Origin of the sequence: Methylomicrobium lacus LW14 (genome assembly GCF_000527095.1) — a bacterium.
Lineage (GTDB): Bacteria > Pseudomonadota > Gammaproteobacteria > Methylococcales > Methylomonadaceae > Methylomicrobium > Methylomicrobium lacus.
Genome location: NZ_AZUN01000001.1, coordinates 3,427,433 through 3,444,255 on the forward strand (window position 1 = coordinate 3,427,433; position 16,823 = coordinate 3,444,255).

Below are 16,823 nucleotides of genomic sequence, written 5' to 3' on the forward strand. Positions count from 1 at the left end.
TCTAACTAAAGGTGTTTTGCAAGCAATACTTTTTGCTTGATCTGGACATCGTTTTCAAAATCATTTGATCTTACATTAGCGTAAGAGAAGGAGGACCATTATGAAAACCGCAAGTAAACTGTCCGCTAGTGAACCTGTAGCCATTCGCGGCGGCAGGTACCTCGATTGTTATACCGCACCTGAAAAATTCAGGTTGTCAGTGGCTATAGGCGTCATCCTGCTATGCAGTGTTAATCCATTACGCGCAGGGGAAACGATGACCGACAAGGATGCTCCTGTCAAAAAATCCCCTTCGTTTGAACAGGCAGATAAGAATGCCGATCACGTTGTTACCAAAGAGGAACTCAATGGTTATCCCTTTTTATTGGAGTATTTTGATCGGGTTGACGCTGGCAAGGATGGCAAACTTGAACAGCATGAATATGAAAATCTGATCATGGAAAAAAAGCGTGAAGGCGAATACGAGTAAGATAGGACAGTAGAGCGGTTTCGCGCGAGCAAACCGCCATTGCCCGAAGTTTCGCCGAAGGTCAGCACAAAAAACAAAAAAATATTGCCTGGATAAAGTTCAGGTAGAAATCAAATTCGTTGGCATCGAAAAGGGGCGCGATGCGCCCCCTGGCTTTTCAACCCCCGTGTTTATTTCAACAAAAGTAGGAGAGTGGACATGGCACTTAGAATCAATGATGAAGCGCCGAATTTTACGGCCAAAACGACGCAAGGAACGATCAATTTTCACGAATGGATCGGTGATAGTTGGGCGGTCCTGTTTTCGCATCCGAAGGATTTTACGCCCGTTTGTACGACCGAATTGGGCTATATGGCAAGGCTTGAGCCGGAGTTTAAAAAACGCAATTGTAAGATTATCGGCTTGAGTGTCGATCCAGTAGAAAACCATGACAAATGGTCAAAGGATATCGAGGAGACGCAGGGTTGTGCGGTCAGTTATCCGATGATAGGCGACAGCGATCTGGCGGTCGCGAAGCTTTACAATATGCTGCCTGCCGAAGAGCCCGGCACGTCGGAAGGGCGCACCGCGGCCACGAATGCGACCGTACGCACGGTATTTATTGTTGGGCCGGACAAAAAGATCAAGTTGATGCTGACCTATCCGATGACGACCGGTCGCAATTTCGATGAAATCCTGCGGGTGCTCGATTCGATGCAGTTAACCGCCAAGCATAAGGTGGCAACGCCGGTGAACTGGAAGAATGGCGACGACGTGATCATCGTGCCGTCGGTATCCGATGACGATGCGAAAAAAATGTTCCCGCAAGGATGGAAGACGTTGAAACCGTATTTACGCATCGTTCAGCAACCGAAATAAACAACCCGGCCATCGTTTCCGGCCGAGTTGGGGAGGATTGGATTGTATAATCGTGGCGTCGGTTTCGAAAAGGAGCCGATGTAACGGGAGGGTGGTTTCGCGCGAACAAACTGTCATTGCCGGAAATTTCGCCGAAATTCAGCACAAAAAGCAAAGAAATCCCGCTTTATAAGGTCCGGGGTGAGGTCGATTTCGTTGGCTCCGAAACGGCGGATTGCTGGCGCGAATCCGCTTTAGCCTTGTAGTATTACGATTCACCGTATTATTCGTTCCGGGCGTTCTTGCGGATCGGTTCGCCTGCCGCGACGAGCAGATGGGAAAAGCGTCCTTTGATGTTTTTCCAGCGGCCGGAATAATCATCGTCGCCGGGTGGCAGCGTCCACAACGCATGCATGTGTTCCGGCAAGACTACCCAGGCGTCGATGTGCAGCGGTTGTTTGCGTAGCGCATAACGCACCGATTTGCGCAAGTCATCGATATGGTCGACCAGATAGGCGCGTTTCCGGTCTTGCAGGGCGACGGTAAAAAAATACGTCCCGCCCTCCACGCGGTTGCGGCGATACATAACCATGCCATTGTTCCTTAAACGTGATCAGAATGTATTAAATGTAGCCCGGATGCAGCGCAGCGGAATCCGGGATAGGCCTTTGCCGACGCCTTATTTTTTAATTCCGATTGAGTCTTACGATTACATCTATGCAAAGCCTCGTGAACAGCAAGGTTCGTTTCTGTGTGGCTCCCGGATTCCGCTGCGCTGCATCCGGGCTACACTTGATACTCGTTAGCGGTATTTAACCTCGACCGCCTCGTTTCCAAGCTGCCGCTTCAAGCGCAACAACAACTCGTCGGTCGCAAAGACCCGCCATTCATCGCCGAGTCGGACGGTGGCCTGGGCCTGCTCCGAGCGGTATTGAATCAGCACCGGACAGGCGCCGCCTTTGAACGGCTCCAGAGCCGGGCTCAATTTTTCGGTCAACGAATCGCCGTTGACGCCTGCCTGCCAGGTCAACTGCAAGCCGCGCGCGAAGGCGTTGCGGGCCTGGTCGATGCTGTAGAGCTTTTCTGCGGTCAGGCGCGGGGTGCCGGTGTAGTCGTCCATCGACAGCGCGCCTTCGGCGACCAGCAGCACGTCGCGGGTGAAAATGTCCCGGTATCTTTCGTAGGTTTCGGGATAGATCGCCACCTCGAGCCGGTCGGTGCGGTCATCCAACAGCGCGAAACCCATCGTCTTGCCGCTTTTGGACTGGCGGGTGCGGATTTCGACGACCAGTCCTGCGACGCGGGCTTCCAGCTTACCTTTGCTGCGCTCCATGTCCGACTTTAGTTTGTTCAGGCTACCGTGGGTAAACTGGCTGATTTCGGCCTCGTATTGCGCGATCGGATGGCCGGTCAGGAACAGGCCGAGGGTTTGCTTCTCGGCGTTCAGGCGCTCCTGCTCGGGCCAGGGTTCGACGAAGGTCGAATAGGCGGCGATCGCATCGTCGGCATCGCTGGTTTCCTGCAGGCCGAACAGATCGTTCTGGCCGGTTGCGGCCATCTTGCCGTGCTGTTCGGCGACCTTCAGTACGGTCGGCAGTTCCGCAAGGTGAGCCGCCCGGTTAGGATCGAAGATATCGAACGCGCCGGCGCGGATCAGCGCTTCGAGCACGCGCCGGTTGAATTTGCGCAGGTCGACGCGTTTGCACAAGTCGTACAGATCGCGGTAAGCGCCGTTTTGCTCCCGTTCCAGAATCATGTCCTCGATCGCGTTTTCGCCGACGCCCTTCAGCGCGCCGAGGCCGTAAACGATCTGCTTGGCCTGATTGACCGTAAAGCGGAAGTTCGAATCGTTGATCGACGGCGGCGCGATCGGCAGTTTCATGCGCCGGCATTCCTCGATCAGCACGACGACCTTGTCGGTGTTGTCCATATCAGCCGATAAGACCGCGGCCATGAATTCGGCCGGATAATGCGCCTTCAGCCAGGCGGTCTGATAGGCGACCAGGGCATAGGCGGCCGAGTGTGATTTGTTGAAACCGTAGCCGGCGAACTTCTCCATCAGGTCGAAGATGTAGGTCGCGATGCTTTCGTCGATGTTGTTCGCTATCGCGCCCTCGGTGAACACTTCGCGCTGCTTGGCCATTTCCTCGGGCTTTTTCTTGCCCATCGCGCGGCGCAGCATGTCAGCGCCGCCGAGCGTGTAGCCGCCCATCTCGCGGGCGATCTGCATCACCTGTTCCTGATACAGGATAACGCCGTTGGTCGGCTTGAGGATAGGGACTAATAGAGGATGCGCGTATTCGGCCTTGGCGCCGTGCTTAACATTAATATAGTCATCGACCATGCCCGATTCCAATGGCCCCGGCCGGAACAGCGCGACCAGCGCGATGATGTCGTCGAAGCAGTCAGGCTTCAGTTTTTTGATCAACTCCTTCATGCCGCGCGATTCGAGCTGGAATACCGCGGTGGTCTGCGCATTCTTTAAGAGGTCGTAGGACGCCTTATCGTCGCGCGGAATCGCGGCGATGTCGACCAAGGGTTCGCCGAGCTCCTGTTTTTTGCGGTTGATCGTTTGCAGCGCCCAGTCGATGATCGTCAGCGTGCGCAAGCCCAGAAAGTCGAACTTGACCAGGCCGACCGCTTCGACGTCGTCCTTGTCGAACTGCGTGACCAGATTGCCGCCGCCCTGTTCGCAGTACAGCGGCGTGAAGTCGGTCAGTTTGGTCGGCGAGATCACCACGCCGCCCGCGTGCTTGCCCGCGTTCCGCGCCATGCCTTCCAAGGATCGCGCCATGTCCATCAGCGATCTGACTTCTTCCTCGTTCTCGTAGCGCTGCCGGAGGTCGGGGCTGTCTTGCAGCGCCTTGTCGAGCGTCATGCCGATTTCGAACGGAATCAGTTTGGCGAGCTGATCGACAAAGCCGTAAGCGAAACCCAGCACCCGGCCGACGTCGCGGGTAACCGCCTTCGCGGCCAGCGAACCGTAGGTGATGATCTGCGCGACATGGTCGCGGCCGTAGTGCCCGGCGACATAGTCGATCACTTCATCGCGCCGGTCCATACAGAAATCGACGTCGAAGTCGGGCATCGAGACCCGTTCGGGATTCAAAAAACGCTCGAACAACAGATCGAATTCGATCGGGTCGAGGTCGGTAATCTTCAATACATAAGCGACTAAGGAGCCCGCGCCCGAACCCCGCCCCGGCCCGACCGGAATCTGATGATTCTTCGCCCACTGGATGAAGTCCGCGACGATCATGAAGTAACCCGGAAACCCCATCTGGGTAATCACCTGTAATTCGATCTCGAGCCGGTCATAATAGACTTGCCGCTTTTCTTCCTCGGTGCCGCTGCCGACGGGCGGATGCTGGCGCAGGCGTTCTTCGAGGCCTTTGCGGGATTCTTCGGCCATCACGTCGCCGATCGTCATCCCTTCGGGGACCGGATAGTCGGGCAGGAAGTTTTTGCCCAGGGTCAGCGTGATGTTGCAGCGCTTCGCGATCTCGACCGTGTTTTCGAGCGCCTCGGGAATGTCCGCGAACAGCTCACACATTTCCTCGGTACTACGCAGATATTGCTGGTCGGTATAATCCTTCGGCCGGCGGCTGTCGTCGAGCACGCGGCCCTGGTTGATGCAGACGCGGACTTCGTGGGCCGGGAAGTCTTTTTTGTGCAGAAAGCGCACGTCATTGGTCGCGACGACCGGCAGATCGGCCTCGGCGGCCAGCTCCAGCGCGGCCGCGATATAGGCTTCTTCGCCCGGTTTGCCGACGCGCTGCAATTCCAGATAAAAACTGTCCGGGAACAGGTTGGCCCAATAATCGGCCTGGCGTTTGGCGTCATCCTTGCGCTCGGCGATCAGCGCCCGGCCGATGTCGCCGGCCATCGCGCCGGACAAGGCGATCAAGCCGCCGGCATTCGCCTCGATCCATTCGTATCGCAACATCGGCACGCCCTGATGCTGGCCTTCCTGATACGCTTTGGAGATCAGTTCGGTCAACGCGATATAGCCCTGATGATTTTTGACCAGCAGGGTCAGTCTGTACGGATTGGCCGGTTCCTCCGGATTGAAGATCAGCACATCGGCGCCCGCGATCGGCTTGACGCCCTGGCCCATCGAGGTCTTGTAAAACTTGACCAGCGCGAACAGGTTCACGTGATCGGTGATAGCCGCGGCCGGCATGTGTAATTCGGCCAGGCGCTTGACCAGCGGTTTGATCTTGACGATGCCGTCGACCAGTGAGAATTCGCTGTGCAGTCTCAGATGGATAAATTTGGGCTGCATGAGAGGTATTTTTGTCGCTTAGGATCAGAAAAGGTAGGGCGGATGCGCTGCGCTTATCCGCCCTACAAAGGTTTTTCTAAGGCTGATGATTTATTTGCAATGTCTTCACAAATCTTCGATGCCGTTGAACAGGCTCATGTAATCCTGCATCGCGCGCACGATCACTTCGTGCGCTTCGGCGCGGCCGTAAACGTCGGTGATCTCGCAGGTCGATTTCTCGCCGGGCAGGTTTTTATAGGTCAGGAAATAATGCATCAGCCGGTTGATGTAGGAACTCGGGCAGTCCGACACATCGTTCCACTGCCGGTAAAATTCGTCGCCTTTCATCACCGCGATGATCTTGTCGTCCGCCTCGCCGCCGTCGAGCAGGCGGAAACCGCCGACCGGGATCGCCTGCAGGATGATGTCGCCGTGCGATACGCTGCGTTCGCTCAACACGCAGATGTCGAGTGGATCGCCGTCGCCCTTGATGCCCGTTCGGCCCGACTTCAACGCGGCGAATTCGGCGACCTTGTTGCCGCAATACGTGCGCGGGACAAAGCCGTACAAGGTCGGCACCATGTTCGAAAACTTTTGCGGCCGATCGATTTTCAGATAGCCGCTCTGCTTGTCGATTTCGTATTTGACCGTATCGGTCGGCACGATTTCGATAAACGCATTAACCACGGAAGGCGTGCTGTCGCCCGCGCTGATGCCGTGCCAGGGATGGGCTTTGTAGTGGTAGTTGTTCATAAGTTTTCGGTCATTAAGTGGGCGATATTGCATCGTTGCCACGCTCCGCGCCACTGCCATTAAGTTAAGCCGTTCGCTGAGCGAAGTCGAAGCGATGTGATGGCTTCGGCTCCGCTCAGCCAACGATAAGTTTTGCGCGGAAGCTGTGAATTGAATATATCAATTGTAGCCTCGATGTCGTGTCGCGATCGAGGATTTCGATGGCGCAACGGCTCAAGGCTATATAAATAGGGTGGCGCTGCTCGATTCCGATCAAACCGAAATCGGCGCTCGGATCGGATCGTGCGCCTGATAACCTTCGAATTCGAAATCCTCATAGCGGTAATCGAACAGCGAATCCGGCTTGCGTTTCAGGATCAGCTTCGGCAAAGGATAGGGCTCACGGCTCAATTGCAATCTGGCCTGCTCCAGATGATTCAGGTACAAGTGTACATCACCGCCGGTCCAGATAAAATCGCCGACGTCCAGATCGGCCTGCTGCGCGGCCATGTGCGTCAGCAAGGCGTAGCTCGCGATATTGAAAGGCACGCCGAGAAAGGTGTCGCAGCTGCGCTGATAAAGCTGGCAGGACAGCCGTCCTTCCGCGACATAAAACTGAAACAGCGCATGGCAGGGCGCGAGCGCCATTCTGCCCTGCGCGACATTCGCCTGCGGGGCGATCGTTTCGTCGGGCAGATCGGCGACGTTCCAGGCCGAGACGATCATCCGGCGGCTGTTCGGCGTGGTTTTGATCTGCTCGATCACCTGTTGCAGTTGATCGATCGTGCCGCCGTCAGGCGTAGGCCAGGCGCGCCATTGGCGGCCGTAAACCGGGCCCAGGTCGCCGTTCGCATCGGCCCATTCGTCCCAAATGCTGACCTTGTGTTCGTGCAGATAGGCCAGGTTCGTGTCGCCCTGCAAAAACCAAAGCAGTTCGTGAATGATCGATTTCAGATGGATTTTTTTCGTAGTGACCAAAGGAAAGCCTTCGGCCAGCGGGAAACGCATCTGATGCCCGAAGATCGACACGGTGCCGCTGCCGGTCCTGTCGCCTTTTTGGACGCCTTCGTCGAGGATTTTATCCAGTAGATTTAAATATTGTTGCATGAAATGAAGGCTTTTGTTTCGTCTTCCGTCAAAAATTCGTGCTGATCTTTCACTTCTTTGCAAGCCAGATATAAAGCAAGGGTCTCTAGTTTTTCAGACTGTTTTTCCAATAGTTCTTGGAGAAAACCTTGCTGGACTTCGTCAGGCAGTGTTTCGTAAAGCGCATATAAGCTATGTGCCGTATTTGAATTTTGTGGTTGCATGACTGTTCTCCGGGTTGTTCTGAATGACAGGCAGGGTATCTGAATAGTAAAAATATCAGGGCGCTTTTTTATAAGCCCAATAAACCATTCCCGCCCCGATCAGGATCATCGGCGTCGATAAAATCTGTCCCATCGTGACCCAGTCCAGCGCCAGATAGCCGAGCTGGGCATCCGGCATCCTGAAAAATTCGATAAAGAAGCGGAAGCAGCCGTAGAGCATCACGGCCATGCCGGTCGGCGCCATTTTCGGGCGGGGGTTGGCGGTATAGAGCCAGAGTATCACGAACAGCACCACGCCTTCCAGAAACGCTTCGTAAAGCTGGGACGGATGGCGCGGCAGCGGGCCGCCGTTCGGAAACACCATCGCCCACGGCACATCGGTCGGCCGACCCCAGAGTTCGGCGTTGATGAAATTGCCGAGGCGGCCGGCGCCGAGGCCGATCGGGGCCAAGGGCGAGATGATGTCGGTCAATTGCAGCATCGTGCAGTTTTGTTGTTTGCCGAAAATCCACATCGCGACAAACACGCCGAGCATGCCGCCGTGAAACGACATGCCGCCTTTCCAGATTTCGAAAAGCACCAAGGGATTGTGCAGGAACTCGCCCAGATTGTAAAACAGCGTGTAACCGATGCGTCCGCCGAGGATCACGCCGATCGCGCCGTAGGTGACCAGATCCTCGATCGCCTCGGGCTTGATCGGCGACCAGGGGGCCAGGGCGCGCCGCTTGCCCAGTATCCAGACGCCGGCGAAGCCGACCAGGTACATCAGGCCGTACCAGTGAATTTTTAGCGGGCCAATGGCGACGGCGATCGGATCGATATTCGGATAAGTCAGCATAGTCAGGGAGAGAGTCTAAAGCGAAGGATGCCCTATTATACCTTGCCGGGCATGACATCTTAAGCATAGAGACTGGGAGTCCATAAAAATCCATAAAGATATTAGTGTTAGGCGAACAATTTTCCCCATATAATCCTTAAAAAAATATTAAGTAATTTATTTGTAATTTATCTGCTGATGACCACTTGCGTTGATGTAAAAATACATGGAGCGCAGCTATGAATAAAAATTTACATCCCAGAAGACGCCAGCATATGGCTTATGCGGTGGGGTTATTGGCTGGCGCGCTGAGCTTGTCGGCATTGGTGTTGCCGGCCAATGATGCCTGGCATCGGCGCGGTCCTATGAATGCCGGGCATGATGATATTCAATGCCCGGACTGCCACCAAGAGGCGCCGGGCAGTTATCGCCAGCAAATTCAGGCCAATGTCCGCTATCTGTTTGGCCGGCGCGAGCATCCGGCCGATTTCGGCAAAATGGCGGTCGCCAATGAAACCTGTTTGGATTGCCATGAGCGCCCGAATGACCGGCATCCGGTTTACCGCTTTCTTGAACCGCGTTTCAAAAAGGCGCGCGCCACGCTCCGGCCGCATCTGTGCGTTTCCTGTCATCGGGAGCATCAAGGCAAACGCGTCGTGCTCGGCGATAGCGGCTATTGCGTGACGTGTCATAAAAACACCCGTCTCAGAAACGACCCGCTGGATACTCCGCATGCACGGCTGATTGCGGACAAGCGTTGGACGACTTGCCTCGGCTGCCATGATTTTCACGGCAATCATACGATCAAAACGGCCACAAAGGTCGCCGAAGCGATTCGCCCCGAAGCCATCCGCGCCTATTTCGAGGGCGGTCCCTCGCCCTATGGCAAGGATGTGCATTATCACGCCAGAAAGGAGAAAAAGCATGACGAATAAAACCTTCTGGATTAGCTTGTTTGTGTTGACCTGCCTCGGCATTTATCTGTTCGTCAGCGCGCCGCCGCCGTTGCCGGAGAAATCGGCGGCGCAGGCATCCATTCCGGTCGAACGCCTGTTCGAGCTGGTGCAGACCGAAAATGCCGCGGTCAGAGCCCTGTGGACCCAGGAAATCGTCGGCCAGGGCATAAAAGCCGGGTTGAAGTTTAGCGAGCATTGGCGCGATGCCGAAAGCGAAGCCGGTCCTCTGCCCGCGCTCTTTCTGCGCGAAACCGCCAAGAGCCTGGAAAAAAGCCCCGTGCGGCTCAGCCTATTCCTGGGCTCGGACTACCCGATCAGCCCGGACAACCGCTTTGAAGGCATGCAGAAAGACAAATTTGAACAGTTACGCCAGACGCGGCAGCCGCAGTTTTTCTATATTCCCGACATCGAGCGCCATACCGCGATGTTCGCCGATGTCGCGGTCGCCGAACCTTGCGTCGAGTGCCACAACAAACATCAGCAATCGCCGAAACACGACTGGCGTCTGCATGACATCATGGGGGCGACGACCTGGATGTATCCCACGCAAAAGGTTTCCACAGAGGAAGTTTTAAAAACCTTAGTGGTGCTGCATGACGGTTTTCGCGATGCTTACACGGCCTATATCGAGAAGGTGAAGACGTTTAAAAAGCTGCCGGTGATCGGCAACAAATGGCCGCGCGAAGGTTATTTTCTGCCTGACGTGGAAACGTTCATGCAAGCGGTGCTGGAACGCACGGCCCAGCACACGTTGCCGGCGCTCGGCGCTTTGGCGACTGCGAAAGATACCGGAGCTGTGGAGGTAAAACCGCATGCGGATACGCATTGAAAAACGCTGGATCAAAAAAAGTTATTTTGGGCTGGGTCTGGGGCTTTTTGGCGCATTTCTCGTGCAGGAAGTTTATCGCTGGCAATGGCCCTGGCTGGCCGGATGGCAGACTGATTCGGTTTATAAACAGCTGTCAGGATTGGCGCTGATCGTTTTTCTGAGCCAGCAATGGCAGTGTTCTTTGCTGCGCAACCAGGGAAATACCGCGCTCGGCAACGCCCGGCTGCCGCGTCATAAATGGCTCGGCACTTTGGCCCCGTTGTTTTTTTACGCCCATGCCCAGCATGTCGGCTACGGATACTTGCAGGCGCTGAGCTGGTCGTTTTTCGTGGTCTTCTTTACCGGCTTATGCAACTGCGAGATCATGCAAATCCGCCAGCCCTGGTTTCGTCCACTCTGGCTGATATTGCATGTTGGGCTGGCGACCGCGCTGCTGTTTTTAATCGGTTACCATGTCGTGATCAGCTATGCCTATGAATGACGCCAGTCCCAAGCTATCCTAGTCCTGTTATTCCGCCACCCCTGTATGATGCTTCATGTGTTCGGGCATCACCACATTGCCATGGTCCTTGTTCTGGGCATTCAGCCATTCATGCAACGCCTGGTCAAATTGCGGATATTCGGTCGAAAAATGAATCTGCGCGCCATTGGGCAAGGATTTGTATTCATAACGGATGTCGTCGGTTTTGGCGGTCTTCAATTGGAGAAGCCCCGGCATGTCCGGCCCATGCATTTTTTCGCTAATCGAAAAATCGCCTTTGGCGAAGGCAAGAGACAGCTGGCGCAGATGATTTTGAATCAGTTCGATCTGATCGGGAGCATCCGGTTTGGCGATCACATGCATCACCCCGCCGTGAACGGTTTTCGAAAACGTTTCCACGACTTTACTCGCGTCATAGGGCATCAGTTTTTCACGCTGCTGCTCAACCTCTTTCATGCGCTGCGGGCTGGCATCTTCCTCCGCGAACGTCGGTGCCGCAAAAAATAAAAAGCCGATCGAAATTAAGGCTAGCTGTTTCATTATCGTTCTCCTCGTGGGTCCTGGCCTGGGTACGCCGCGCGCACTATTTTTTCGGTTGATTTTGCGGAAGGGTTGGCGACCGCAAATTTCCGATGTTCAAACAACAAGTAAAATATAGTAGGAAGACCGGTTTAACGTGTTCCAGGTTCCATGATTTGCGATACGGCCTTCAGGGCGCCAATTCGACCTGGATTTCTGTCGATGCGGAACGGCCTTCCGCATCGACCGCGCTGATCAGATAGTGGCCGGGATGACTGGGCTGCCAGGAATAGGCTTCCGAAGGCGCCGTCTTGGCGATGAAGCTTTGATTCGCGAACCAATAGACGCTGTCGCTCGCGGACGTATTCGCCTTCAAGGCCAAGGTTGATGCTTTGCCGAGGCGCAGCGCATAGGTGCCGGCCCTGGATGGCGAGACGATGCGCGGCGCATCGCCAAGCCCCTCTGGATTGCGGTAGCAGTCGGGCAGGTGCGGGGGAGGGCGGCGCGGCATGCCGGCCTGTTCAAATAGGCGCAGCATTTCGCTGTCCCAGAATTCGACGATTTCGCGTCGGCTGTTAGCCGTGTTCGGGCAGACGATGCTGCCGGTTTCTGGATCGAGATAGACCGCGCGGTGCAGCGTGCTGGTCTTAATCGGCGATTTGCCCGGGATGAACCAGGTCTTCGCGCGCACCGGACAGTCCGCATTCGGCAGGTCGCCGCTGGCCGCGCAGACTTCGACCTCGGCGACCGACTCCGGCTTGAAGGCCGGAATCGGATTGTCCAGGCCGTTCAGCAGGCGCTGGCTGCGCAGACTGTCGATGATAGAAAAGAACAGCGGCGCGGCCGCCTTGCCGCCGATCAGGGCGGGATTTTTCGAACCGTCGAAATTGCCGACCCAGATTACCAGCACATGGTGGCCGACGACACCGACGCTCCAGGCGTCGCGAAAGCCCCAGGAGGTGCCGGTTTTCCAGGCGGTGTCGGGCTGGTCCGGGCGCTTCGAATCGGGGCGTGGATTGTGCTTCAGCATGTCGAGCGTGATAAAGGCAGCGGCGCTGCTGAGCAGCGGCAAGGGGCCGGTTTCGCTCCGCTCGCCGCAATAATCGAGCCGTCTCGACATGCCCTGATTGACCAGCAGCGCATAGAGTTCGGCCAGTTCTTCCATCGTCACCTCGCCGCCGCCGAGCGCCAAAGACAGCCCGTAATACTGCTCGCCCTGCAACCGTCCAACTCCCGCGCGCTGCAAAAACCGGTAGAGGGTCGGCCCCGACAGTTTCGCGGCGGTCACAACCGCGGGCACGTTGCGGGAGCGGATCAGGGCATCCTGCACCGTGACCGGCCCGATGAAACGGCCGTCGAAGTTTTCCGGACTATAGGGTCCGAAGGCGGTCGGGAGATCGGCCAGGATCGTGCGCGGATGCACCTGCCCCTGATCGAGCGCCAGCGCATAGACGAACGGCTTCAGCGTCGAGCCCGGCGAGCGCTTCGCGAGCGCGCCGTTGACCTGGCCGTCGATGGCGGCATTCCGGTAATCGGCCGAACCGACCAGCGCCCGCACCTGCATCGTGTCCGCATCGATCAGCAACGCGGCGGCATTCTGAATGCCTTTGCCGCGGTTGACCGCGAGGTAATTTCGGAGCGAGCGTTCGAGGCTTTTTTGCACGTTCAGATGCAGGCTGCTATGGATCGTTTCCGCCCCGGCGCAGCGCTGCAATAACAGGTCGGTCAGGTGCGGCGCTTCGATCGCCAGTTCCCGCCGGCTGTACACGGGCAAGGGCAGGGCCAGGTCGTTTGCGTAACGGCTGTCTTCCGGAAACTCAGCGATCCAGCTTTGCCAAAGGCGCTGCCGGGCAGCCAACAGCGCCTCCGGCAAGGCGTTATGGGCCGGAAAGCGGCGCGCCGGATTTTGCGGGATCACCGCCAGCGTCAAACTCTCGACCAGGTTCAGTTCCGCCGCCAGCTTGTGAAAATAAATCCGGCTGGCCGCGCCGATGCCGACGATGTTGCCGCCATAGGAAACGCCGTTCAGATAGGCTTCGAGAATCTCGTCCTTGCTGTAGCGCAGTTCGAGCCACAGTGCGAGCGCGATCTGGCTCAGTTTCCCGAGGTAGCTCCGTCTGTCGATCCGGTACAGTTGGCGGGTGAGCTGCATCGTGATCGTCGAGCCGCCCTGGCGGCCGCTGCTTGCCAAGGTAGCCCAGGCCGCGCGCGCCAAGGCCCAGGGATTGACGCCGGGATGCCGGTGGAACCAGCGGTCTTCGTAGAGCAGCGCGGCGGTGCGCAGTGGGGTCGGAATTTGGCTTAGCGGCGTCCACAGGCGAAACTGGCCGTCGCTCGCCAAGGTCAGGCGCAGCAGTTCGCCGTGCCTGGCATAGATCGCGGTCGATTTGGGATAGTGGCTGGAGAGCGGCGGTTTGGGGGGCAGTTTGAATACGACAAGGACAAGGCAGATGGCCGCCAAACCGAGAGCGGTAATGCGCAGCCATCGGCGTGCTTTCGGTATTTTTAACCAGCGGCCAACTTTCATTTGACCTGAATTCATCGGCTTCGCTCAGAATTTAGGGGTTATCCATCGAGAGGGCTAAAAATTTTGTTGAAATGATTGCCCGAAAGCCTCCCTCACACGTCATTATTGGTCATGTGGCAGGTGTTCATCAAGCGCACCTGCTAATCCACCTTGACTTGAAAGGTCACAAAGCCGCTTCCGGCGGGCAACAGCTGCGATGTCGACGCCGGGGATGAAAAAGTCCATTTCAATGCACCGGCCTGCTGAGGAGGCGGCATTAGGGTCAATGTGCACACCCCTAGGCTCACAGGCGTTGCCGGGACTGCGATTTCACAGAGGCCCGATACAAACGTGGTGAACGCCGGCGTGGCATCATTTATCTGTAAATTTGTGATCGGATCGGGGCCGTTGTTCGTGTAAGTGATCCTGTATTCGAGTATCTCGCCCGGCTTGGCCGTATTGCTGGTTTTCCATGCCGGCGTTGTCGGCGTGCTGACGTTGCGCACTTCTTTCCGCAATAACAGCGCAGACGAGCCGACCGTGGTTACATCCTGGCGCGTGTAAACGGCATCAGACAAAGAGGAGCCAACGTAGGCGAACAATGCCTGTACCGGCACATAATTGCTGGCGCCTTGGGCCGCGCCGGCAGGGAGGAATTCTTTTTGAATAAGACAGAGGATTTGGCCCTCGGCGACTGTCAGAGCAACAGGAAGCAAGATGCTATTGGCTTCGGCCTCATCCAGCAGTGCGTCACAATCGGCATCGATGTACAGCACTTCGCTCCAGTCCGGGATGTTGGGCGAGGCGACGGCTCCGGGCAGGCTGAAGGTGACTGAGCCGCCCGTGCCTGCGATAAAGGTATGCGGGTAAATCAGTGTGCTGCCGGCAATACCGGTCTTATTGCCGTCGGTTATAAATTGATTGGCAGGCACGTCGCCGAAATTCAAGCCGACATGGCTGACGCCGTCAGCCAGGCTGAAGCTGATCTTATCTGCCGTAGCCAGCGTGTAGCCTGGAGGCGTGGTGCTGCCCGCTACGTTAATCCCGGTCGACATGTAAGCCGATAAATTGCTTTCCTCGACGCAGACGGTTCCTTCCGGTAGCCCTGAAGCAAGGAAACGATAGCTCCCCGCGCCATTAGTCGTGGCGGTGCCGTATGTCATGCCGTTGCAATCGGTCAGCCTGACGGTGACGCCGCTGATGCCCGCTTCGGCGCCATCTTGTATGGCATTGTTCGCGGTGCCGCCTCCGGTGCCGCTGTCTTTAAAAACGCTGCCGGCGATGACGGCTTCTATTTTGGCATTCGTATAAGTACAAATAACGTCGGTATCCGTCGGGCCGATGATGACCGTATTGCCTGATAAACCAGCCGTTCCTGTACAATTCAGGGCGCTATGATAGCGGGCTGAATTAGCCGGACCGAAGGCTTCGGCTAGCGTGATAATGTCCCCCGCATGGACGAATTGTGCCGCTCCCGTATCGGTTTCGTTGGCGGCATTCGCGACTGAATTCAGAGAGGTCAACCCTGTTCCTGACACGATCGCTGCATCGTTCACCGCGGCATTCACCCAGGTTTTTTGCAGCGTGAAATGCGCGGCTTTACGCGTATTGGTAAAAGTACAGGCAATCATGTCTTTATTTGCAGGCGTGAAACTGAAACTCGTGCCGGTGCCGGAAGCGATCGCCGTACCGCCTGCGCCGGTATTGATGCAGGCATAAGTAGTGGTGTAATTGTTTAAATTGGTGGTGCCGGCCGCCGTTTCCGTTAAGGTGACAGGATTGCCCGGCGCAGCGATAAGCGTTGCCGGGCTGGACGTAATGGACGAGCCGTTGCCGGTGGTCGTTACCGGCGTGGCTCCGGTGATTGCCAGCGTAAACTGATCGGTATCGGCAACACGCCCGTTGCCCGAGGCGCCGATGACTTTTTGCAAACTGATGCGCGCTTTGGGGGTATTGGTATAAGTACAGATAATGTCGTCGCCCGCTGCGGGGGTAATACTGGCGCTTGTCGTATTTAAGTTGTTCGGTAAGCTCGCGTTGGGCGTTGCGCCTGCGCCGGTAAAGGTATTGGTGCACGTTAAGCGCGTGTCATAGCCTGTCAAAGCGGTGGGGCCGCCGGCTTTGGCATCCGTCAAGGTCAAGGCCGTTGCTGGGCTGCTGTAAAAGGTGGTGCTTGCGCTGGTGCCGGTGCCGGATGTCGTGGCCGAGGTCGTACCCACCAAGGTGCCGCCGCCACTGGCGCTGACGGTAAATTGATCGGCGCTGTCCACACGCCCGCCGACCGTTTTGACTAAGGTAATGCGTGAACTTTGCTTGTTGGTGAAGGTGCAGGCGGCGGCGCTGTTCGCAATCGTTAAATTATTTGCGGTAATCGTGCGAGTCGCCAGATTGGTGGTGATGGAGGGGGTTCCCTTCACCGAGGAGCAACTGATCGCCTGGGCTGCCGACTCCCAGCCCGGAGCGGCCGCTTCGGTAATCGTCAGCGATTTATTGCTGGCGGTCGCATCGATATAAAAGCGTACGGTTTGACCGCCGGTAATCGATACCGTGGCCGTATTCGTTGCCGCGCTAATCAGTGCAGGCGTGTAAGTCGTGCCAACCAACGCCACAACTTTCGAGCCGGCAGGTCCGGTTGCGGTGTAAGTAAAGGATTGGCTTGTATTGCCGGCGGGTAAAGTGGCTTTCGTCACATCGACATAAGCGCCAACGCGAACGGCGACGACGCCACTGACAGCGCTGGTGCCCGCATTGCATTTGGAAGGCGAGCCATTTTGCACATCGGCAGGGCCGGTACATGCATTGCCGTTGTTTTGCCAATAAGTCAGCACGTAAGGAATGGTCAACTCGCCGGTCGCGGTATTGCCGGCGCAAACGACTTTGATTTCGTTGATCGTTGTGGTTTGATTGCCGCCCCCTAAAAAATCGCCGCAGGTATCGGCAGGTTGAGCATTGGAGCCGCCGGGGCCGTCAATATCCAGCCAAGGTAACGGGGCGGCCGGAAAGGTAGCTACGGAACAGTTATTGCCCGGCGTTTCGGCGCGCGGGTCGTTACCTTGTTGCCCCACAAAAAATCCAATATCCATGCGGTCAGTATTAGAACCGG

14 protein-coding genes are annotated in these 16,823 nt (G+C 56.6%); 5 read left to right on the forward strand and 9 right to left on the reverse strand.

What is annotated here, in order from left to right; genetic code table 11:
• Positions 1–100 precede the first annotated feature (100 nt).
• Positions 101–469 (forward strand): hypothetical protein, encoded by a 369-nt coding sequence (locus METLA_RS21025; protein WP_152539459.1) that lies wholly within the window; start codon positions 101–103, stop codon positions 467–469.
• A 198-nt stretch (positions 470–667) separates the two neighbouring features.
• On the forward strand, positions 668–1,327 hold the full coding sequence (locus METLA_RS0115960; RefSeq protein ID WP_024299503.1) for a peroxiredoxin: 660 nt from the start codon (positions 668–670) through the stop codon (positions 1,325–1,327).
• Between the two features lie 262 nt (positions 1,328–1,589).
• On the opposite strand, the gene METLA_RS0115970 is transcribed toward METLA_RS0115960, so the two are convergent.
• The 6 genes from METLA_RS0115970 to lgt form a co-directional block, all read right to left on the reverse strand.
• Positions 1,590–1,898, reverse strand: coding sequence for an REP-associated tyrosine transposase (locus METLA_RS0115970; protein ID WP_024299504.1), 309 nt, complete (start codon positions 1,896–1,898; stop codon positions 1,590–1,592).
• A gap of 210 nt (positions 1,899–2,108) precedes the next feature.
• Entirely contained in the window at positions 2,109–5,591 is a 3,483-nt protein-coding gene (dnaE, locus tag METLA_RS0115975) for a DNA polymerase III subunit alpha (RefSeq protein WP_024299505.1), read from the reverse strand.
• A gap of 105 nt (positions 5,592–5,696) precedes the next feature.
• Positions 5,697–6,323 (reverse strand): inorganic pyrophosphatase, encoded by a 627-nt coding sequence (locus METLA_RS0115980; RefSeq protein WP_024299506.1) that lies wholly within the window; start codon positions 6,321–6,323, stop codon positions 5,697–5,699.
• Positions 6,324–6,575: 252 nt separating this feature from the next.
• Complete coding sequence (gene thyA, locus METLA_RS0115985) at positions 6,576–7,409, reverse strand: thymidylate synthase (RefSeq protein WP_024299507.1); 834 nt, start codon at positions 7,407–7,409, stop codon at positions 6,576–6,578.
• Entirely contained in the window at positions 7,394–7,612 is a 219-nt protein-coding gene (locus METLA_RS0115990) for a hypothetical protein (protein ID WP_024299508.1), read from the reverse strand. The genes thyA and METLA_RS0115990 overlap by 16 nt, the downstream gene beginning before the upstream one ends.
• Positions 7,613–7,667: 55 nt before the next feature.
• Positions 7,668–8,450 carry a prolipoprotein diacylglyceryl transferase gene (lgt, locus tag METLA_RS0115995; RefSeq protein ID WP_024299509.1) on the reverse strand — a complete coding sequence of 261 codons (783 nt, stop codon included), beginning with the start codon at positions 8,448–8,450 and terminating at the stop codon, positions 7,668–7,670.
• Positions 8,451–8,668: 218 nt separating this feature from the next.
• On the opposite strand from lgt, the gene METLA_RS0116000 reads away from it, so the two are divergent.
• The 3 genes from METLA_RS0116000 to METLA_RS0116010 are packed head-to-tail and all read left to right on the forward strand — an operon-like array spanning position 8,669 to position 10,695.
• Positions 8,669–9,364 carry a cytochrome c3 family protein gene (locus METLA_RS0116000; RefSeq protein WP_024299510.1) on the forward strand — a complete coding sequence of 232 codons (696 nt, stop codon included), beginning with the start codon at positions 8,669–8,671 and terminating at the stop codon, positions 9,362–9,364.
• Positions 9,354–10,214, forward strand: coding sequence for a c-type heme family protein (locus METLA_RS0116005; protein ID WP_024299511.1), 861 nt, complete (start codon positions 9,354–9,356; stop codon positions 10,212–10,214). Before METLA_RS0116000 ends, METLA_RS0116005 begins: the two co-directional genes overlap by 11 nt.
• A complete protein-coding gene (locus METLA_RS0116010; RefSeq protein ID WP_024299512.1) occupies positions 10,198–10,695 on the forward strand; it encodes a hypothetical protein in 498 nt (165 codons plus the stop codon). Before METLA_RS0116005 ends, METLA_RS0116010 begins: the two co-directional genes overlap by 17 nt.
• A 27-nt stretch (positions 10,696–10,722) precedes the next feature.
• Here METLA_RS0116010 and METLA_RS0116015 read toward each other — a convergent pair whose 3' ends face one another.
• From METLA_RS0116015 to METLA_RS0116025, 3 genes are all read right to left on the reverse strand, one after another.
• Positions 10,723–11,235, reverse strand: a complete 513-nt coding sequence (locus tag METLA_RS0116015) for a hypothetical protein (protein WP_024299513.1) — start codon at positions 11,233–11,235, stop codon at positions 10,723–10,725.
• Between the two features lie 169 nt (positions 11,236–11,404).
• Positions 11,405–13,756, reverse strand: coding sequence for a penicillin-binding protein 1C (pbpC, locus tag METLA_RS0116020; protein ID WP_245598817.1), 2,352 nt, complete (start codon positions 13,754–13,756; stop codon positions 11,405–11,407).
• A 125-nt stretch (positions 13,757–13,881) separates the two neighbouring features.
• A complete protein-coding gene (locus METLA_RS0116025; protein ID WP_024299515.1) occupies positions 13,882–16,803 on the reverse strand; it encodes an SdrD B-like domain-containing protein in 2,922 nt (973 codons plus the stop codon).
• Positions 16,804–16,823: the final 20 nt, after the last annotated feature.